The sequence below is a fragment of the Cytobacillus gottheilii genome (assembly GCF_001636345.1).
Taxonomy (GTDB): domain Bacteria; phylum Bacillota; class Bacilli; order Bacillales; family Cytobacillaceae; genus Cytobacillus; species Cytobacillus gottheilii.
The window spans coordinates 3923588-3943953 of record NZ_KV440945.1; the positions used below are offsets into that span (position 1 = coordinate 3923588).

General features: G+C 38.3%; 21 protein-coding genes, 1 pseudogene and 1 riboswitch. Of the genes and pseudogenes, 7 read left to right on the forward strand and 15 right to left on the reverse strand.

Annotated elements, in window-relative coordinates:
• Window positions 1-148 precede the first annotated feature (148 nt).
• Complete coding sequence (locus A6754_RS19125) at window positions 149-1381, forward strand: aminopeptidase (RefSeq protein WP_066449642.1); 1233 nt, start codon at window positions 149-151, stop codon at window positions 1379-1381.
• Between the two features lie 47 nt (window positions 1382-1428).
• On the opposite strand, the gene A6754_RS22530 is transcribed toward A6754_RS19125, so the two are convergent.
• The 3 genes from A6754_RS22530 to queF all read right to left on the reverse strand — a co-directional run bounded on the left by A6754_RS22530 (window position 1429) and on the right by queF (window position 4076).
• Window positions 1429-1635, reverse strand: a complete 207-nt coding sequence (locus A6754_RS22530; RefSeq protein WP_156495825.1) for a hypothetical protein — start codon at window positions 1633-1635, stop codon at window positions 1429-1431.
• 470 nt (window positions 1636-2105) lie between these two features.
• On the reverse strand, window positions 2106-3239 hold the full coding sequence (locus A6754_RS19135) for a hypothetical protein (protein WP_066449645.1): 1134 nt from the start codon (window positions 3237-3239) through the stop codon (window positions 2106-2108).
• A 339-nt stretch (window positions 3240-3578) separates the two neighbouring features.
• Window positions 3579-4076, reverse strand: a complete 498-nt coding sequence (queF, locus tag A6754_RS19140) for a preQ(1) synthase (RefSeq protein WP_066449650.1) — start codon at window positions 4074-4076, stop codon at window positions 3579-3581.
• A 95-nt stretch (window positions 4077-4171) separates the two neighbouring features.
• Window positions 4172-4218: riboswitch (PreQ1 riboswitch) on the reverse strand.
• Between the two features lie 244 nt (window positions 4219-4462).
• Here queF and A6754_RS19145 point away from each other — a divergent pair.
• Window positions 4463-4897: pseudogene (locus A6754_RS19145) on the forward strand (peroxiredoxin-like family protein); the annotation flags it as partial.
• Window positions 4898-5206: 309 nt separating this feature from the next.
• On the opposite strand, the gene A6754_RS19150 reads toward A6754_RS19145, so the two are convergent.
• The 4 genes from A6754_RS19150 to cls all read right to left on the reverse strand — a co-directional run bounded on the left by A6754_RS19150 (window position 5207) and on the right by cls (window position 10250).
• Window positions 5207-5494 carry a hypothetical protein gene (locus A6754_RS19150; RefSeq protein WP_066449658.1) on the reverse strand — a complete coding sequence of 96 codons (288 nt, stop codon included), beginning with the start codon at window positions 5492-5494 and terminating at the stop codon, window positions 5207-5209.
• Between the two features lie 273 nt (window positions 5495-5767).
• Window positions 5768-7108 (reverse strand): TldD/PmbA family protein, encoded by a 1341-nt coding sequence (locus A6754_RS19155; RefSeq protein ID WP_066449660.1) that lies wholly within the window; start codon window positions 7106-7108, stop codon window positions 5768-5770.
• Window position 7109: 1 nt separating this feature from the next.
• A complete protein-coding gene (locus A6754_RS19160) occupies window positions 7110-8501 on the reverse strand; it encodes a TldD/PmbA family protein (RefSeq protein ID WP_066449663.1) in 1392 nt (463 codons plus the stop codon).
• A 231-nt stretch (window positions 8502-8732) separates the two neighbouring features.
• The gene (gene cls / locus A6754_RS19165; RefSeq protein ID WP_066449666.1) at window positions 8733-10250 is read right to left on the reverse strand and encodes a cardiolipin synthase; all 1518 of its coding nucleotides are present in this window, start codon (window positions 10248-10250) and stop codon (window positions 8733-8735) included.
• Between the two features lie 159 nt (window positions 10251-10409).
• Between cls and A6754_RS19170 the strand changes: the two genes are divergently transcribed.
• On the forward strand, window positions 10410-10928 hold the full coding sequence (locus A6754_RS19170; protein WP_156495826.1) for a GNAT family N-acetyltransferase: 519 nt from the start codon (window positions 10410-10412) through the stop codon (window positions 10926-10928).
• A 94-nt stretch (window positions 10929-11022) separates the two neighbouring features.
• On the opposite strand, the gene A6754_RS19175 is transcribed toward A6754_RS19170, so the two are convergent.
• The 3 genes from A6754_RS19175 to A6754_RS19185 all read right to left on the reverse strand — a co-directional run bounded on the left by A6754_RS19175 (window position 11023) and on the right by A6754_RS19185 (window position 12981).
• Window positions 11023-11349 (reverse strand): SCP2 sterol-binding domain-containing protein, encoded by a 327-nt coding sequence (locus A6754_RS19175; RefSeq protein ID WP_066449669.1) that lies wholly within the window; start codon window positions 11347-11349, stop codon window positions 11023-11025.
• Between the two features lie 151 nt (window positions 11350-11500).
• Complete coding sequence (locus tag A6754_RS19180) at window positions 11501-12016, reverse strand: acyl-CoA thioesterase (RefSeq protein WP_066449675.1); 516 nt, start codon at window positions 12014-12016, stop codon at window positions 11501-11503.
• Between the two features lie 23 nt (window positions 12017-12039).
• A complete protein-coding gene (locus A6754_RS19185; RefSeq protein WP_066449678.1) occupies window positions 12040-12981 on the reverse strand; it encodes a magnesium transporter CorA family protein in 942 nt (313 codons plus the stop codon).
• Between the two features lie 213 nt (window positions 12982-13194).
• Between A6754_RS19185 and A6754_RS19190 the strand changes: the two genes are divergently transcribed.
• The gene (locus tag A6754_RS19190) at window positions 13195-13461 is read left to right on the forward strand and encodes a YbyB family protein (RefSeq protein WP_066449679.1); all 267 of its coding nucleotides are present in this window, start codon (window positions 13195-13197) and stop codon (window positions 13459-13461) included.
• A gap of 93 nt (window positions 13462-13554) precedes the next feature.
• A complete protein-coding gene (locus tag A6754_RS19195) occupies window positions 13555-14208 on the forward strand; it encodes a cation:proton antiporter regulatory subunit (protein WP_066449681.1) in 654 nt (217 codons plus the stop codon).
• 1 nt (window position 14209) lies between these two features.
• Here A6754_RS19195 and A6754_RS19200 read toward each other — a convergent pair whose 3' ends face one another.
• Both A6754_RS19200 and A6754_RS19205 read right to left on the reverse strand, forming a co-directional pair.
• A complete protein-coding gene (locus A6754_RS19200) occupies window positions 14210-14746 on the reverse strand; it encodes an RNA polymerase sigma factor (protein WP_066449686.1) in 537 nt (178 codons plus the stop codon).
• An 85-nt stretch (window positions 14747-14831) separates the two neighbouring features.
• Window positions 14832-16166, reverse strand: a complete 1335-nt coding sequence (locus A6754_RS19205) for a polysaccharide biosynthesis protein (protein WP_066449691.1) — start codon at window positions 16164-16166, stop codon at window positions 14832-14834.
• A 443-nt stretch (window positions 16167-16609) separates the two neighbouring features.
• Between A6754_RS19205 and A6754_RS19210 the strand changes: the two genes are divergently transcribed.
• Window positions 16610-16963 (forward strand): DUF6054 family protein, encoded by a 354-nt coding sequence (locus A6754_RS19210; protein ID WP_066449694.1) that lies wholly within the window; start codon window positions 16610-16612, stop codon window positions 16961-16963.
• A 128-nt stretch (window positions 16964-17091) separates the two neighbouring features.
• Window positions 17092-17823, forward strand: a complete 732-nt coding sequence (locus A6754_RS19215) for a TspO-related membrane protein (RefSeq protein WP_066449697.1) — start codon at window positions 17092-17094, stop codon at window positions 17821-17823.
• On the opposite strand, the gene A6754_RS19220 is transcribed toward A6754_RS19215, so the two are convergent.
• The 3 genes from A6754_RS19220 to liaF are packed head-to-tail and all read right to left on the reverse strand — an operon-like array spanning window position 17809 to window position 20230.
• On the reverse strand, window positions 17809-18441 hold the full coding sequence (locus A6754_RS19220; RefSeq protein WP_066449700.1) for a response regulator transcription factor: 633 nt from the start codon (window positions 18439-18441) through the stop codon (window positions 17809-17811). The two genes, A6754_RS19215 and A6754_RS19220, sit on opposite strands and share 15 nt — an antisense overlap.
• Window positions 18442-18476: 35 nt before the next feature.
• Window positions 18477-19499 (reverse strand): sensor histidine kinase, encoded by a 1023-nt coding sequence (locus A6754_RS19225; protein WP_066449703.1) that lies wholly within the window; start codon window positions 19497-19499, stop codon window positions 18477-18479.
• Window positions 19496-20230: a cell wall-active antibiotics response protein LiaF gene (gene liaF, locus A6754_RS19230; protein WP_066449711.1), complete on the reverse strand. Its 735-nt coding sequence runs from the start codon at window positions 20228-20230 to the stop codon at window positions 19496-19498. The genes A6754_RS19225 and liaF overlap by 4 nt, the downstream gene beginning before the upstream one ends.
• Between the last annotated feature and the right edge of the window lie 136 nt (window positions 20231-20366).

Here is a 20366-nt window from a genome sequence, read left to right on the forward strand (position 1 = left end):
CAGGTAGTTTAAAAGGCTGTCCGTATTGGACAGCCTTTTCATTATTAGAAATTTGCTTTGCACCTCTTCGGTCCTCAAACGATTCTATTTATTTTTTTATCATTACAGGCTACAATAAGGAAAGATTCTGACAAAGGAGCCAATACATATGACAAACTTTCAAACTACGCTAGAGAAATATGCCGAACTTGCGGTTAAAGTCGGTGTCAATGTCCAAAAAGGACAGAAACTCGTCATTACGGCAACACTTGATGCCGCTGAATTTGTACGCATCGCTGTAAAAAAAGCTTATGAAACAGGTGCAAAAGAAGTAATTGTAAACTGGAACGATGACGGTGTTACTCGGACAAAGTATGAGCTTGCTCCACTGGATGCGTTTGAGGAATATCCAAAATGGAGAGCAGAAGAAATGAAGGAGCTTGCTGAAGGCGGTGCTGCCTTTATGTCTATCGTTTCTTCAAGTCCTGATCTTCTAAAAGGTGTTCAATCCGAAAAGATCAGCACATTCCAGAAGGCTTCCGGAAAAGCAATGGCGCCATTCCGCAAGTATATTCAATCCGATAAGGTCAGCTGGACTGTAATCGCTGTGCCATCGCAAAGCTGGGCAAACATGGTGTTCCCGGAGGCAGCTGAAGAAGAGCGTGTAAGTCTATTATGGGATGCCATCTTCAAAGCAACTCGCTCTGATTTAGACAATCCTGTTGAAGCATGGAAGCAGCATGATGAAACTCTGCATACAAAAGTAGACTATTTAAACGGCAAACGTTATAAAAAACTGCACTACACTGCTCCTGGAACTGACTTAACAATCGAATTGCCTGAAAAGCATATTTGGGCTGGAGCAGGCAGCATTAATGAAAGCGGCAATGAATTTATGGCCAATATGCCGACTGAAGAAGTCTTTACTGTTCCTTTTAAAACAGGTGTAAACGGCAAGGTTGCAAGCACAAAGCCATTAAGCTACGGCGGTAATATCATTGACAACTTCACTGTTTACTTTGAGAACGGAAGAATAACGAAAGTAGAAGCAGAGCAAGGAGAAGAAATCCTTAAACAGCTTGTTGATACAGATGAGGGCTCTCATTATCTTGGCGAGGTCGCGCTTGTTCCGCATAATTCACCGATTTCTCAATCAAACCTGCTTTTCTATAACACATTGTTCGATGAAAATGCATCAAACCATTTAGCCATTGGCAGTGCTTATGCTTTCTGTATTGAAGGCGGCAAGCAAATGTCTAGCGAAGAACTTGCAGAACATGGCTTAAACGAAAGCTTAACACATGTTGACTTTATGATTGGTTCTGCTGAGATGAATATCGATGGCATTACGGCTGACGGTCAGGAAGAACCGGTATTCCGTAACGGAGATTGGGCGTTTTAAGTTCTATTCATAACTAATCTTATACAGAAGGCTGGCCATATTGTTCATCATTGTGGCTGGTCTTTTTCATTCATTTCTCCCTTCTTATCCCAGTTATCCCAAAAGTGATAGATAATAGCACTCAATAAGGCAAAAGCTAAAAACATGAAAAACGTATTTACATTAAAATATTGATTATTTACATGATAAGATAAAAACCCCGTCATACTTTCAACATAGTGAAGATCTGCTATTCCATCCCTCTCAAGCAGCACACCCTTAATAACCTCCCGATATTCATTTAACTCCTTCCTCTGATATAAAAACCCTAAAATAAAATGAAGGATTAAAATAATCATGGTGAAATACAAATATTTATTCTTTATAGAGTATGAGCGAATAAGAATGACTGAAAAAAGGACGAGACAAATAAGAATTGGGATTAGTATAAAAAACAGAATTAGCGCGGGGTTTCCGTTCCCAGATATTGTTCCAGGGGGTGGAGTCATTGAATTTCCCACTAAAAAAAGGATCAAGCTAATAAAACTTAAAACAGCAAACATAACACATGAAAATCTCACTCTCTACACTCCCCACTGAATCAAGATAAGCCTCAATCTATTCTAGCCGTATACTGCTATTCTGATGATACAGCATTGAGAATCTCATACTGCTATCCCGCTCATTATTTTGTATGACAAATAGCCCGGGCAAATTCAATACCCGAGCCATTTTTTACCATCCACTATCTTCTTTTTAATCGCAGCAACTTCACCTTATCATCATGATCGGCCACTGCTTCAATTTGATACTTTTCCGTATTTAAATAGATGGATGTACCTGTGTCGTTTTTAAATGTTTCTCCGAATTGCTTAAATATCTTTTCTGCCTCAGTTAGGGTTGTTCTTAAACGTTCTCCAGGAATTTCAGCTGCTGTCACCTTACTGTCTTCAGCATTATAATAATAGGTGATTTCAGGATACATGACATACGGGCCTTCCTCTTTCACGCCTTCCCGCATGTAATATGGTTCAGACTTTTTTATTTCTTGTATATTGGTGCCTAGCGGGTATGGGCTTCCAACTGGAATGCCTTGCTTTGCTTTTGCCAAGAGATCTGTATTTAGCTCCAAATCTTTAAATGGATAATAGAATGCATTTTTTTCATTTAAACTATCTAGCCAGAAGTCTACTTTCTCTTTATCTGTAATCGTTTCTTGGTCCTGTTCAACTAGCTTTAGGGTCTCTTCATTTAATCCCCATGTTGTAAAGTATATGGTATCTGAAGAACTGTCTCGCTTTATTGTCTGAAGATATTTTTGGTTTATGTTTCTGATTGTAATATCATTTAAAGATGCGATTTCTCCATTGCTTATTAACTTTAATTCTCCATTATCAATTCCCGCAAACAGATATTGGCTATGTACCTGATCTATTTGTTCAGCCACAGCAAATATCGTTTTCTTTCCAATTTTCAAAGGATAAATTTGCTCATCATTCCCTGTTTTAAAAGTGAGTATTTCTTCATCGTTTAAAACATTTTGTTTATAAGCTACCGTTGAATCTTTTTCAGCTAGGTAAAATGCATAATGGCCAGAATAGAAAACATCCTTTTTTTCTGCATTTTTAGCGTATACAAACACGTTATAATCATAACTGCCATCTTTAACTTCAAATTTGAAAAGAGATTCCTCTTTAAGAGTAACCGTATCCATCTTTTCTTTACCTTCTGCAATTACAGCTGGTTCTGTTTTTTCCTCTTTTGCTGTATCTTTTGCCTCTTCCGTTTCAGAAAGTGTCTCCGATTTAATTGACGCGATCGTGTCATACGAACAAGCCGTCAACAATAATAAACAAACTGTTATATAAAATTTTTTCATGATAATCTCCTAATAAAGCATCCATTCATATTTTAGTAATCTCATAATTAAACATTCACAGAGATTTAACCAATTATCAGTGTAACAAATGGACAATCAATTCACAAACCCATTTATTACAAAGATTACAAAAGAATTATAAATTTGTAGTATTTATAGGTAAATTGAATGTACTTTATCCTAAATAACAAAACCGTCTCAAAGAGAAGACATACCTTTACACAAAAATGAAGCACTTAAGCAATTAAAAAACCAAACAAATTTAACAGTTAAAAATGATCTGCTAAAATGTTTGGTTTCATTATTGGTTAAAATATGGACCTTCAGCCTCTATTAAGATTAACGATTATCAATGGTCTCTGGATATAGATCATGGTTCATCAATCTGAACTCAGCCATTTTTTCATATTTTGTGCCTGGTTTTCCATAGTTCGTGTAAGGATCAATGGAAATGCCGCCTCTAGGCGTGAACTTGCCCCACACCTCGATGTAACGCGGATCCATTAACTCAATCAAGTCATTCATAATGATATTCATACAGTCTTCATGGAAATCTCCGTGATTGCGGAAGCTGAACAAATACAGTTTAAGCGATTTGCTTTCCACCATTTTCTGATCTGGTATATAACTGATATAAATTGTCGCGAAGTCTGGCTGTCCTGTTTTAGGGCATAAACTCGTAAACTCTGGACAATTAAATTTTACAAAATAATCACGGTTTGGATGCTTATTATCGAAGCTTTCTAAGATTTCTGGGGAATATTCAAATAAATATTGTGTCCCTTGATTCCCCAGCAGGGTTACCCCTTCTAATTCTTCATCTTTTCTTCCTGTCATGCTAGTGCCTCCTTGGATTGCATTTCATGCTGGAATGAGGGAATTGAGTATTAAAAAACCATGCCCTCCATGGACATGGCTGAATGCAATTCATCCGTTCCATAGTTTTTTATAGAGGGTAAGTGCTATGAACCTCTCTCATTTTGCGTGAAACACATATTTTTAAATACCAATATAACTATAAAAAACTTTCGATAGTGTGTCAATTACTTCAAAATATCTAATAATAACGTTATGATAGACTAATCTATTCGAAAGGTGGTATTTTCATGAATTTTCTGCTAGAAAGAACAGATACTGAAGAAAAACTCTCTCTAAAAGCATTGATTCAAGGAAAACCAAGTGTTGTGGTGTTTGTACGCCATCTTGGCTGACCTGTCTGCAGGCAGTATCTCACGCAGTTGCGTGAGCATTATAATGAATTTTCAAAGCGCGGCTATCAGCTGATTGTTATAGCACCTTCTAAAGGCAGCTTTATCAACATGTTCTTAAAAGAGTTTGGTCCTTATCCCTTTCCGATTTTAGGCGATCCTGCAAGAGAAGCCTACAAAGGAATGGGACATAAGACAATGCCAAAATGGAAGCTGCTCTCCAAAGCTGCCTTCGGTTTTGTTACCGGAAAAGTGAAAGGATTTGTTCCAGAAGACGAAAAGCAAAAAAAGTTCGTTATGGAGTCAATGAAGACACAAGATGTTTATATTCAAGGGGGAACTTGGATTTATTCTAGTACAGGAAAAGTCCTCTGGAACCACATTGACGAATCACCTGAAAATCATGCACCCCTAGCAAAAATAATGGAAATTATGGACAAACATAAATAATTTTGTCGAGAAATGTTTTAACTCTTCCCATGGTGGTAAACAAATAATGCAAGGCCATTACCACTTGCAGAAGGGACTGGTTCACCTTGAAGAACATAACAGCGACTTCAGATTCTAGTGTTGGCATTGCTTTGGATCAAGGAGGGTTTGCAGAGCGCTCGATAGGCACTCTCGTCTTTAACCGATATACTTAATATCGGACGGCCTCAGTAAACGTACCTTGAATGTCCGTTTTACGGACCAAAAAAGGTGCATTCCCATTCGCGGAATGCACCTTTTTATTTGGACTTTTTAGCTATTGAAAAATTTCTACAAGCTTGCTTTTATTTTTATAAAGTGGTCAATAAACTGTGAAGGATTTTGTTTCACATAAAAAGCATTTACACCGCTCTTTGTATGTAAATAAAGCAGACCAGTACCTGCGCTGGTGCTCTTATAGGAAACATCCCATACGTCTCTTATATAATGAACATGAAATTGTGTTTCAATGCGATCTTCAAATAGTATAAGCGAAAGCTCTTCCTCAATGATTTTCTGCTCAGTCCATTTGATCTGCCTGCTGACTTTTATATACGGATGCTGTGCAATAAAACGCAACAAATCACTCCTCTACTATTTTTTTCACTACACCTCTCCCATTAAGCCAACTATAATTTTGTTCCATTTACAACAATTTTACACTAGTGAAGCTTATTATTGACTAAAATAGACACCAAAATAAAGGTACCACGGTTGTCTCTCCTTTAAACACCATTGCTCTTATTCCATCTATTCAAAATGACCCAAGGCAGCAAGAAATTGATTTCTCGCTGCCTTGGGTCAGGAAATTTCCAAATGATTCTATTTCTTTCATTTTTATTAGAAAAGCACTTATTCAATCGTTACAGCCAGCTCTTTGATCAGCAGTGATGGCGAACCAAAGGCAAGCGAAAATTCAAGATCTGAACCAACTTCTTCAATTTGCTGAAGCAAGTCAAAAAAGTTCCCTGCAACCGTCATTTGTTTTAGTGCCGTTTTGATTTCTCCATTTTCGATAAGAAAACCGCCTGCTGCAATCGAGAAATCACCGGAGACAGTATTGGTTCCTGAATGCAGTCCCGAAAAAGAAGTTACCAAGATACCATCACCCACTTGAGCTACCAGATCAGGCAAATCTTTTTCAGCAGGGATAATATAAAAATTAGAAGGTGCGACTGTTATAGTTCCTTTATATGATGCTTTATAAGCATTTCCCGTAGATTCCACATTATCCTTTTTCGCTGTTATGCTATTATGCAAAAATGTAAGGAGGTTCCCGTCTTTAATGACATCTTTTTTCCTTGTTGCATATCCTTCACTGTCAAAATTTCCGCTTCTAACTCCATCCCCGTAAAATGGATCATCAACAATATGCACATGCTCTGCCGCTACTTTTTGCCCTAATCTCCCCTTTAGAAGTGATTGGCCCTTCTGAATCTGTTCAGCAGAAAAAATCGGTGAAAATGTTTGAAGTAAAGCTGCGGCAGCTTTATTGCGCAGGATGACAGAATAATTTTTGCTATCTGCACTTTCAGCATTCAACTTAGACAACGCCTCTTTTACAGCATGCTCCGCAACGTTCTTTGCTGCTAGTGAATGGTAGTTTCGAGTGACGCGTGAAAACACTCCATTTTTCACTTCTTTTCCTTGTTTTACAATAACGGATACGGAGAGGCCAATATGATTTGTTCGATCTTTAAGCTCCAGTCCGTTGGAGTTCACTAATCTTTTTTCCTTTTCTGAGCTGCTTAAAGATAGAGTATTTGTACCTGTTACGCGCTCATCAAAAGCATAAACCTCTTTTTCTATCTCTTTTAAAAACTCAATTTTCTCCTCAATAGATACATCGTTTAATTCCTCAGAATAAAAGGTATGGTCGCCATATTGTTCTGATCCTTTAAAAATCTCTTCCTGAACATCCTCTTCAATTAAAAGAGAATTCACTTTTGCTTCTTTAACCAAATATTGAACAGAATCTTCATCTGTATTTTCTGTATAAGCATAGCCCATCTTTCCGTCCATTTTTCCCCGAAAAGAGACGCCTAATGTTTCAGATGTTTGATATGAATCGATTTCTCCTTTGTAAAGCTTACAGCCTAAACTCTCTACTTTTTCCGTATAGATTTCCATATCTGTGAAACCAAGCTGTTTTCCAAGTTGGAATACTCTCTCCTGAAAATCTTCTATTCTCATCTTATTCTTCCCCCTTTCTTCCGCCAACGGTCATCTCGCTTACACGAATCATCGGCTGCCCAACATTTACAGGGAGACTGCCGCTTAACGACCCGCACATGCCCGCTCCATGGGCAAGATTGTTTCCGACCATATCAACAAGCTTCAATGTTTCAGGACCATTTCCAATTAAAGTTGCACCCCTTAACGGTTTGCCTATTTTTCCGTCTTTTACAGCATAAGCCTCCATGACCGCAAAGTTGTAATCACCTGTCGTTGTATTCACTTGTCCGCCGCCCATGTATTTCGCATAGATTCCATGCTCGGTATTGGCAATGATCTCCGCTGGTGTCGACTTTCCATTGGCGATATATGTATTCGTCATTCTTGAAGTTGGAGCGAAACGATAAGACTGTCGTCTGCCTGAGCCTGTCGAGGGCATTCCCATTCTTCGTCCGTTCAGCTTATCAATTAAATATCCTTTTAGAATTCCATTTTCAATCAGGACATTCTTTCTCGCGGCTTCTCCTTCATCATCAATCGCTAAAGAACCCCACTCATTTGCAAGCGTTCCGTCATCTATATAGGTAACAACATCAGATGCTACTTTTTCTCCAATCTGATCAGCAAACACAGAATTGCCTTTTGCCACACTTGTTGCTTCAAGACCATGCCCGCATGCTTCATGGAAAATAACGCCGCCAAATTCATTATCAATAATAACGGGAAACTTTCCGCTTGGACATGGATCGGCACCTAGCATCGTCACCGCAATTCGCGATGCTTCTGAAGCGTAATGATTTAAATCCAGACTCTCCATAAATTCAAAGCCCTGATGTGCACCTGGTCCATAATAGCCTGACTGCATTTGATTGCCGTCTGAAGCAATCGATTGAATTGACAGCCTGCTTCGCACACGCTTATCTTCTACAAACTTCCCTTCAGAATTCGCAATAAGTACGTGTTGTTCTTCGTCTAAATAACGAATACCAACCTGCTGAATGCTGGAATGATAATTCTTTGCTATTTCATAAGCTTTTCTCATTACATCGGCTTTACGCTGTTTTTCAACCTCTCTTGGAAAAGCAGCAATTGAATGAGCTGATACGATTTTTTCTTGTACTAAAGGGCTGGCTGTGACATTCCTCTCCCCTTTAATTCCTGCTGCAGCCTGATAGGCAGCCTTTAGCAAGCCTTCTTTTGAACCATCCGTTGTATAGGCATAAGCACTTTGAAAACCTTTAAATACTCGAATGCCAATGCCAAAATCGCGGCCAGATAGACTGCCCTCTACTTTGTTCTCTCTTAGTAACAGCGTGTTGGCAAATCGATCCTCTGCGAATACCTCAGCAAAATCTCCCCCCGTTTGGAGTGCTGCTGTTAATACATCTTCAATTACGGATTTTGCAAGCATAATTCCCCTCCTAAATAGAAAAGCGCAATACCTCATTGACCGGTGAAAAATTCACTCCTTATAAAAGACAAAAATTGCGCTAAATATTAATTATTTTTATACAATTCTAACTATTCAAATCATACCTTATTTCGTCAGACGAAACAATTATTTTCAAAAAAAAGAACGATTAGAGAGATTCCTGCAAATTTCTCTAAATCGTTCGGGTTATCTTTAAAACAATATTTATGTTTATAAAACTCCAGAAAATAATCTTGCAAATGACTCCTTCGTTCTCTCCACAAAACCGCGTTTGTAATACTGGACGGGACTGATTTTCTCACTTTCGCGCATGTCTTCCTCAAAATGAGCCACAAGTTCACGAATACTGCTTGTCTCCAGCAGAAATACATTCACTTCAAAATTCAAGTGAAAGCTGCGCATATCAAGATTGGCTGTCCCAATGGTTGCCAAATTGCCGTCTATGATAATAAGCTTCTGGTGCAAAAATCCCTTTTTATACGAATATATCTCCACACCATATCGAAGCAGCTCAGAGAAATAAGATCGGCTCGCATATTGGGTCAGGAACCCATCGTTAATTTCTGGAACGAGGATGCGCACTTCAACCCCTTTTGCAGCAGCTACCCGAAGAGCTGTCCGGATTGATTCATCTGGCACAAAATAGGGAGTGGCAATCCAGATAGAATGCTGAGCTGAAGCGATCATGGCAAAATATAAATCACCCATGATTCCAGGCTGAGTATCTGGTCCGCTTGCTACAACTTGAATAGCTCCATCAACAACATCTTCATTGACAGGGTGCTTTTTTTCTTCACGGTACAACTCCAGCACATCTTCTCCGCTCACATACTCCCAATCCAGCAAGAAAATTGTGTGCAGTGTGTATACCGCTTCCCCCTGAAGCATCATATGTGTGTCGCGCCAGAAGCCTATTCGTTCGTCCTCACCTAAATACTCTACACCGACATTTAATCCGCCGACAAACCCAACCTTCCCATCGATGACCACAATTTTCCGGTGATTACGGAAATTAAATTTCTGATTGAAAAAGCCGTATTTAAGAGGGGAAAAAATCTTCACCTGAATACCTGCTTCCTCCATACGGCGCACATGTTTTGGGGACATTGTCATACTTCCTGCTGCATCATATGTAAAAAGAACTTCAACGCCCTCTTTCGCTTTCATCATTAGAATATCTATAATTTCTTTTCCAAGCCGATCCGAGCGAAAAATATAATATTCCATATGAATATATCTTTCGGCACGAAGCAATTCCTCTTTAATAGCTTGAAACGTTTGTTGTCCATTTTTTAAAATTGTCGCTTTTGATGCTGTTGTCATTGGGGTTAAAGCGGACTCGTTCACATACCAGGCAAAGTTTCTCTGATTATCATTTAAAAATGAGATATCAGGCGTTTCCTCTCCTTTTATCATCCTTTTCCATTCTTCACGATCTCGCCGTCTTTTGCTTTTAAATAAATAGCCCTTTAAATACAGCTGACCAGAAAATAAATAAAATAAGTAGCCTGCCACTGGGAAAAATAACAGTACATACATCCAAAGGAGTGTATGCTGGGGAGAACGGTTTTCAAGCATGAGAGAATAAACGGTTATGAAGATAATACTTCCATATAAAATCAATGCTCCAATCTTATACGGCTGGCCAATGTCTGTAAACAAAACGATATAGGCAATCAAAATAATAATTATTACAAAAGCAATTTCTATTCTGCGTCGTTTTCTCATCCTTTTTTCCTTCTCTCATTCAAGATCATACATTTTGTATACCCTGATGAGGGCATCGGAGAAACAATTGTCTTCTAGTATTTCCAAATGACTGTGCCTTTAACGTTAATCTGCTTTATGGTATATACTAATGGAATGAATGAAAGGAGGATATTTTAAATGGCTGCAGCTGCGATCAGCATACGTCCCCTGCTTAAACAAGACGGGGAACTTTATAAAGTACATAGACTTGATGCCTTACAGCAGCACCCTGAGGCATTTGCAGCAAGTTATGAGGAAGAAAAATCTCAATCTGTACAATCGTTTGAGGAACGCCTTTCTTCTAGTAATGCTATTACCTTTGGCGCCTTTGCAGGAGATGTATTAACAGGAAGTGTTACCTTGTTTCAGGATAGCAAGGTAAAGATGCAGCATAAAGCTTATCTATTCGCTATGTATGTATCGGAAGCACACCGCGGAAAGGGTATCGCTAAGACTCTGATAAGTGAAGCAATTAAAAAGGCAAGAGAGTGTACTGATATTGAACAGCTCTATTTAACTGTCATGTCTGAAAATCATTCAGCGAAAAGGCTTTATGAATCTTATGGTTTCAAAACCTATGGGGTTGAAAAAAATGCTTTAAAGGTAGATGGAGCTTATTATGACGAAGATCATATGATGTTAATATTGAGGCACTAATTCCAGACAACCTGTTTTATCTGATCCATTCACAAAACGAATAAAAGGTGAATTTCGGTCACCATGGCAGTGGCCGTACTCACCTTTTCCTCTTTCACTGATACTTCTTTACGATTTCCTGCAGCTTCAAAGCCAGCCCCATTTTCCCCTCAACTTTAAGTCCTCCAGTCATAAACGCGACTGTTGTGTTGAGATTATCATTTAATAGTTTCGAAAAGTTTTCTTCATTCAAATGAAGTATGACTTCGGTGTTTTCAGCTTCACCTTCTTCAATTAAAACTCTTCCATCTTGAATAATAATCTGCAATGGCCCATACTCTGCTAAATTCACTTGAAAAATTCGATTTTTTTCATCTTGAATAAACTCTGGATGTTCATTCATTTTAGAGACAAGTTCATTTAATTCAGCTATAACAGACATTTTTAATTTCCCCGCCTTTTCTGTCCTATTATGATTGAAAACACATAATCTTTTCGTTGATTTTTCAAGATTATGAACCTTCTTTCTACATTAATTACGACAAAGAAAGCGGAAAAACCTTCATAAAATGAATGTAAATTCATTTTTTGTTTTACTGCCATGGATATTTTGATCCATACTTTTTGGCTCTTTCTTCACTGTCTTTTCTTCTGTTTTTCCGGTTCTCTGCTCGATCCTTTGCTGTAGCGTAAAGGCTTTTTTCTTCATCCGATTCCGGTATGACTTGTGGCACTTCAGCTGGACGGCCATCTTCATCAATCGCCACCATTGTTAAAAACGAAATTGCACAGACATTTCGTTCCCCGCTTAAAAGATTTTCCGCAATCACCTTCACAAAAATCTCCATTGAGGTTCTGCCTGTATACGTACAGTATGCCTCTAAACAGACAGAATTTCCTTCGTAAATGGGGTGAAGAAAATCCACCGAATCTGTTGATGCTGTTACAACAGCCTTCCGTGCGTGGCGCATCGCTGCTATTGCGGCAGTATCATCAATATACGCCATCAATTTTCCGCCAAATAACGTTCCATAATTATTTGTATCTGGCGGCTGTACAATACTCGTTTTCACCACAAATGATTCTTTGCATCTCTTTTGTTTACTCATCCCATACCCCTCCAAATAGACAATTACTTAAAGAAAGAATTCTTCTTTCGTCCTTTTAAAATATCTCCCATCCAGCCTTTCTTTATGAGTAGAATATAAAGCGCAGCAGTTGATCCAATGATGATCAATAATGAGAGCGGATATCCCAGTTTCCAATCAAGCTCAGGCATAAGCTTAAAATTCATGCCCCACAAAGCTCCCCAAGCACTTACAGGAGTAAAAAGAGTCGTAATAACAGTTAGCGTTTTCATAATCTCGTTCCCTCTATGTGTGGAAACCATTTCTTCAAAATTAACTAATGTATTAATCTCATCTTGATACTCTTGAATTAGCATTGAGCCCCGTTTAATTCTATTACATACTCGTTTATATTCAGGCAAATTTGACTCCTCACTTCCAAAAGCTTCATTAAGGCCGATCTCAAGCTCTTTAATAGGAATCATTAAATTTTTCCATACCAAAAGTTCATGTCGTAATTTATAGATTTCTTCCAATCTTTTTATGCTATTTTTTTTCTTCACTTTCCATAACAAATCATTTAGCCTTATTTCAAATTGGTCAATTTTTTTTATGCTGTACGACAATATTTCTCCAAGAAGAACAAAAAAACCTTCAATTCCATTGTGAGCATGCTCCATCTTTTTCATTAATGTATCCTCTTCTATTACATCTATGGCTTCTAAATCGAAACCTACTGTATATAATGAGTTCTCTGTTATGAAATAATGGAAAATTCGATTCTCACGCTGCTCATCAATTGTTTGCTGATAAATCAATGAACCTCTTACCGATTCTGCATTTCGCTTTGTTGAATCTATGGTTAAAACATTAGTTTCACTGTCCTGCAAAGAATCAATCCATATCTTAAATACTTCTTGAAAAGGCGGAGCGATCTTCATATCCAGTTCTTCCTCATGATTATAGTGAAGCCATTTCCAATTCGAATATTTAAATGCCTGCCCCATTATCAATTCCTCCGTTTTTTATGATACTTTCTCATTTTTTTAAGGATTATTACAAAATATTTCCCTTTTCTTCTCTTCTATAAAACCCATTATTCTAAAAACCTATTCTTCTGTTGTTTGCCTTTTTCTTATTTTTGGATGTTTCCTATCATTCTTGGCGGGGTATTCATTAAACATGCTAGAAAAATCTAAACAATAGGAGGAGTTTTGACTATGAATTCTCGTCCACTTAACTCATATTTATTGGCAGGAGTAGGAATCACAAGTGTTTTATTACTTGCAAGCAAAGCTAACAGAAACAAGGTGCAAACCGTAACGGTTAAATTTAAAAACATGATTAGAGACAGATTTGCCAACGAAGATCTTCCGCTCAAAAAAGCTGGCCATCCGGATCCTCAAGATATTGAAGATAACAAAATGGTTAGTGAAGGGGCAATGTATTCAGTCGCCTACTATAATGAAAATGAACAGCAGAAATAACCTAAGGGCCTCTTGCCCTTAGGTGTTTTTTGAATTTGTTACTCTATGACGAATAAATACAGTATGGAATATCATTTTGGTTAGGGGGATACTATGGGCTTTTTATTCATTGGTGCTTATTTGGCTGTTGTATTAATCGTTATTGAGATAAGTGCGATGTTATTTGAGTATACCGGATTGGATAAGCAAATATCCCGTTTTCAGGCAACTTCTATGCTGACAGGCACGGGATTTACTACTGGAGAGTCTGAATTAATCATTGATCATCCGATTAGAAGAAAAATTTGCGGTTTTTTAATTTTTTTTGGAGCGTTTTCTCTTGCCGTCATTATTTCGGCTATTTCGAATATATTAGCAGACGATTTTTATACATCAAAAATCGCAATTATCGCTGGTGTCCTTTTCATCCTGCTGCTTATTTTGAAAATACCCAAAATCAGAAAATTGTTATCAAAAGAGATGACACATGAACTTGAGGAAAAGTTTGATCTGCAGGATATGCCAATGAAGGATGTCTTCTTAATGGATGAAGACGATGCATTAGTTAATTATACGATTGAAGATTCTTCTAAATATAATGGTAAACTTGCAAAAGAGCTTATTCAAGAGTTTGATCTGACAGTACTTTTCATTAAAAGAGGTGAGAAAATTATCCGAAATGACATCTTACACACTAGCCTGCACGAGGGTGATATATTATATCTATTTGGAAACCAAAAGGAAATCGAGGATGCATTTGGCTCATAGGCTATTGCATCCCCGCTACTAATGGTTTTAAACGTTCCTTGCCTCTTCTAATTCTTGTTTTCACTGTCGACAAGGGAATGTTCGAACTGCGGCTAATTTCAACAAGAGTTTGATTATGATAATAAAATAGAAGCAGTGGTTCCTTATAAATTTCAGGTAAATCCTCTAACGTCTCTTTAACTTCCTTATTGGTATCTTTTTGGATGATCTCATCTTCTAAAATTGTATTTACTAAGGAGTAATCATCATTCATATACGCCTTCTCCTCCCAATACCGCTGCTGTGCCTTTTGTTTTCTCCAATGATCACGGCATTTATTAATACCTATTTTAAATAGCCAGTTTTTCATCTTTGTCTGTTCCTGAAAGGACGGCAAGGCAATAAAAGCTGCCATCAGCACATCCTGATATAAATCCTCAGCCAGCTGCTTATGTTTTACGAGTGAATAGATATAATGGAACAGCGCGTTACCATGCTCTTCTATGCATTCTTCAAATTGCTGCTGCTTCGTTTTTTGATTCAATTGGAGGTCCATCATGATAACGGGCCTGCCTCCTTTCTATTTATCTTTCACTCTATTAAACGAAATCTGACTTACCTTTCCCTACACTTTTTTCTAATTTTTATGATTTAAAGTCAATGCGCTTAACAGGCATTAAGTTTAAGTTGACACCGATGACTTTGCATATGGTCACATAGTGCATCAGCATTAATAAGACTGCTCCGGCATTGATCCCCATAATGATTCCATCCATTTGAAAGGAAGGCATTGAGCCTAAGAAGTACATAACAGCATAGGATACGATCGTTGACCACACCGAATGGAAGAATGCATCTTTCATTAAGCCGAGACCAATGAGAAAGGCCTGCATGGGAATAATAAAGAAATGAAGCAAGAAAAACGGCCATAGCAGCTGCAAGTAGACAGAGGCGTCTGGCGAATGAAAAAACTCCGTCGTTAATTTTTCTGCAAAAATATAGAAAAAGAGAACAGCAGGAACTCCGTATATGAAAGTGATAAAAAATACTTGCTGAAGCAAATGCTGCAGTCTTGGCAGGTTTCTATCAGCATATTCCTTTGACACAGTTGGGATTAGCATAATCATAAAGGAATGAGCAATAAATGCTGGGAAAAACCCAATTGTCATCGCAATTCCTGCTACCATCCCAAAATGCTCTGTTGCTACCTCAGCCCCAACACCTGCTTTGATAAGAGCTGCTTTTATGAGGAAAGGCTGAATCGCATGTGTAATGGCATGAAATACACGCAATCCAGTCGTTGGGATTGAAACAGAGAGTAAATCATTTCGAACACTTTTCCCTGCTAAGGCTTCTTTTGGCGATCTTTTCATCTGCTGGTAATGAATCACAAACATATGAATTAAATAAATAAACACAATGGCTTCACTGCCAATCAATGTACAGAAAGCAACAAATACAGCCATTTCAATGCTAAATTCAAACATTTGGTATAGACTGGCCAGTAAAATCAGCTGCATCAGCTTTCTTAATAGATTTGCAGCCGCAATTTTCCCCATTAGATTCTTCCCCATAAAATAGCCTCTGGCAATAGAGGAAAAGGATACAAATGGAATAAAGGCAATGACGATCCATTTTAAAGCTGGATGGAATTCGTTGAATACACTGATATGAGGGATAATAAATGTAACGATTGGAAGCACGATAATGGTGAAAATCACGGTCCATTTCAATACATAATTAAGCATATTGTAATGCTGGTTCTTGTCCTTTTCAGCGACAAACTTTGAAATAGATACAGGCAGTTCAAAACTTGCCAGCAATATGATCAGAAACACTGTCGGGAGAATAGACATATACATACCGAGCCCCTGCTCACCAAGTTCCCTCGCCAGCACCATGTTTACAACAAACTCAATACACTCTCCAGCAAATGCGGCAACTGCCAGCAAAATTGTCCCTTTAAAAAATGTTTTCATCTAAACTCTCCCCCATATTCACATTCTCTATAGCATATGAGACAAGTCCCTGTGAACATGACAAGAATATGATGAGGTTTTTTCTATTTGGATAAAACTTAATGTAAAGCTATATTTGTAAACTTTACTGTTCTAGGATAAGAGAAATTAGATTTCCACTCCAGGGTACTCGCTTTCCGGCGGGGCGGGTGCTGAGCCTCCTCGTCGCTACACGCTCCTGCGGGGTCTCAGCTCCCCACTCGTCCCGCAGGAGTCTCGCACCCTTCCGTTCCAATCAACAAGCATATTGCTAAAGTGACCATTGTTCTAAGAGTAAGAAACAACAATCTTTTGTACTTAATTAAAAGAGAACAAGTTTTTTATTTCTTTGGAACGTTTTAGCATTTGCATCGTATATACAGACAAGAAATGTATTGGCATATTTAATGATTGGAGTCAGCACAATGAAGAAATATAGTGAATTCAAATTAAAAATAACACCTTTCGACGCGGCCGTGTTATTAACTGAAATTGAAGAATTAAAGGATTTACTTGTCTTTCAGGATTATAAATTGACAGAAGGACAGGATAAACAAATAAGTATTTTAATATTTGAGAAATTTTACTTTAGAACAACAAGCTTTGCCTCTTTAACTGTTGTCTTTGATAATTTCGAAGGTGAGACCGTTATGAAATGTATTTCTGCTGGGAATGGAGACGGATTGTTTAATTTGGGGTTAGGATCTGGCAAAAACTTTATCAAATCCATCCGCTCCCCGCTGGAGGACTATATCGTCGAAGTGGTTCACGAAGATTAACAGCTAATTTACGGCCCATTTTTCATAGCATTCTCATGCACATATCAATCCTATGTGAAAATCATCACGAAACGAGGATTAAGAAGGAAAAATATGTGGAATATACTCCAGAGAAGGAGGTTTTCTGCATGTTATGGATTAGTACTCTATCCTATATAGTGATGATTGTTATTAATGCGCTCTCCAATATACTGCCGATTGGCGGCAGAACAACTGGGGAGATTTCGAATGCCCTTGAGGTGCTTTTTACACCGGCAGGTTATGTATTTTCTATTTGGAGCCTTATTTATATTCTCCTGGCCGTTTGGCTCATTCGGGAATGGATTCAATATAGGAAAGAAGGACATATCAACCGCCGCCTGCATACTCTATTTATCTTCAGTTCTATTTTGAACGCAAGCTGGATTCTCGTATGGCATAACGGGTTATTTCTCCTATCAGTAGCCATTATGATTCTGTTGCTTATCACGTTAATCATGATTTACAAAATAACTATCCAACATTCTTCTAAAATCACTAGATTTCCTTTTTCCCTTTATCTAGGATGGATTTCAGTTGCTTTCTTGGCTAATATCAGCTATTATGCCGTCTTCACGGATGTTGACTTAATTGTTGAAACACAGATTTATTGGACGATCGGGTTACTATTAGTTTCTGGATTAGTTCCCGTCTTTATGAGAAAAAATTGGAATGATTGGGTATATCCGCTGGTGTTTGTCTGGGCATTTATTGGCATTACTGTCAGAAACATAGAAGATGCTCCTTATGTAGGCAGTGTTGCCTTAGGACTGGCAATCGCCATCCTAGCCAGCATATTCCTAGTTCACTCAAAGTCCAACACAAATTCAGGTTACGAGTGAATGTTTAAAAGCATAAATGACAGCTTGCGTGCGATCTTGCACTTGAAGCTTACTTAATATATTGCTTACATGCGTCTTAACTGTTTTTAAGGCAATAAAAAGCTCGTCAGCGATTTCTTGATTCGTTTTTCCTTCGGTCATTAAGAGGAGTATCTCCATTTCCCTGCTGGTTAGTTCTTCATGGGGCAGGTACTCCTTTTTTTGGCGCATTTTGACCATCATTTTTCCCGTGACTTCAGGCTCGAGAACGGATTGGCCAGAATAGGTTTGGCGAACTGCTTCTGCAATTTCGCTTGCCTTTGAGGTTTTAAGCATATAACTAGTAGCACCTGCTTCAAGTGCAGGATAAACTTTTTCATCATCCAGAAAGCTCGTTACAATAATGATCTTAGCTTCTGGCCAGCGCTCAATGATATTTCTTGTTGCTTCAATTCCGTCCATTTCCTTCATTACAAGATCCATCAGAATGATATCCGGGCGCAATTCCAGCGCCATTTCAATCGCTGTACGTCCATTATCTGCCTCGCCTACCACTTCAATATCCGGCTGTGCTGTTAAATAAGAGGAAACCCCTATTCTTACCATTTCATGATCATCAACAAATAGCACTTTAATCATACTGTCCATCCTTCCTAAAACTCTATTCTGGCTGATCAGATTAATGGCACCTTCACTTCAAGTCTTGTTCCTTTATCTTTTAAACTAATGATCTTGAGTGTTCCGCCTACCTCAACAGCACGTTCATACATATTTTGAAGGCCATAAGAACCTGCTTTTGCTTCCTCTACATCAAACCCTACTCCGTCATCTACAACCCTCAGAATCGCATAACCATCTCTTTCAATCAGCAAAACTTCAAGCATTTCCGATTTTGCATGACGAAGAGTATTCGAGACAGATTCCTGCAGAATACGGAATAAGTGATCCTCTACTCCTTTATCAAGAGGAAACTCTTCAAGCTTCCAATTAATATTCATCGTTACCTTTTGCAGAAGCTCAACCAGCAGTTCTTCAACTCCTTCTTTTAGAGATTTTCCTTTTAAAGCCGCTGGCCTCAAATGCAGAAGCAAAGCACGCATTTCCAGCTGTGACTGATGAATCATTGCTTCTACCATTTTAAGCTGTTTTGCCTGTCTGTCTTCATCCTTTGTCTTTGTTTCTGTTAATGCGGACATAAGCATGGAAGCAGCAAAAAGCTGCTGGCTGACTGAATCATGAAGTTCTCTTGCCAGACGGTTCCGCTCCTGTGAAACAATTTCTTGCATTCTGTTTTCAATTTCCTCCGCCTTCTCTGTTGCAAGCTTTTGAGATAACTTTGCCTGTTCAGCAATTTGTTTTTGAATCTTGCCTACACGCTCGGATACAGATTGCAGTTCTCCGGATACCGGCAGCTTGGTCAAATCAAGCTGGCGTCCTTCCTCAAGCTGATGCAGCCATTCATCTGCTGTGTCAATCTGTTTTCTCCAATGAAAGCCTGAGAAAATGCCAAAAATAATGCCAATAGCCAAACAGATACTAGGCATAAAGATAATAAAAGGAATATCCATAATATCCAGTTCCCAAAGGTCTCGCCAATTATTTAGAGGGAAAACGGTAAAAAAGGCTAGGGAAAAAGCAGCAAGCAGGAATAATGACAATCCAGCTCCCCACATTACCTGGCGCTGAACTGCACTCATACTCTTTTCACCTCTATATTCCCGGCGAACATAGAACTCACAATTTTCACCTTTTGATGAGCATTTTCATAATCAGCTGTATGAAGCTGAAGAGATTGATTGAACATCTTTTCATCCTGTAAGTCTAAAATACGGGCTGTACCCGCAAAGGAGGTGTGGTTTACATATACCTCCATATCGTAAGGCACCAGCACTACAATATTACCTACAATATTGCGGATAAAAATAATCGTTTCTCCTTTTGGCAGAACGGTGTAGCTTAAATCAATAACCGTGTCGCCAAGGCCAGCCTGAATATTTATATCATTCCATTCATATACAGCTTGAGGAGTCTTCTGCTTCCCGAAAAAGACATTTGTAACCAGTGGTTTTTTCTTAACAAGATTTTCATCTTTTACAGAGCTTTTTGACAAATCTATCACTGGTTTAATTTGAATAGGATTTTTTTTCGTCTGGGAATATTGAATGAGAAAATGTATTAAAATGGCCAGCAGCAAAAAGCGGAATGTCAGCATGCTTAAAACAGAGATGACGAGAAAGACAATACCTCCCCAAAAAAGCAGTTTGCCAAGCTTTTTCGACATCCGTTTGCTTCCAATATAGATCATGCCCACTTGAACTAATAAAGAAAAAATGAGTCCCGAATTAAAAAAGGTAAATTCTAAAAAGAGCATTACAATCCCTATGATAATCAGCCAGCTCGTATAATCACTCTTTATTTTTTCTTTCATCGGGCTTCCCTCCTTTATATCAGTGGTGCATTCTTTTTTCTTAATGATGGTGAAAATTTATATTCGTATCGAAAAGACGCAGCATACCTGCGCCTCTAAGATGGGTCTAGCTCCAACGTTACCGCTTTTCTTTTCG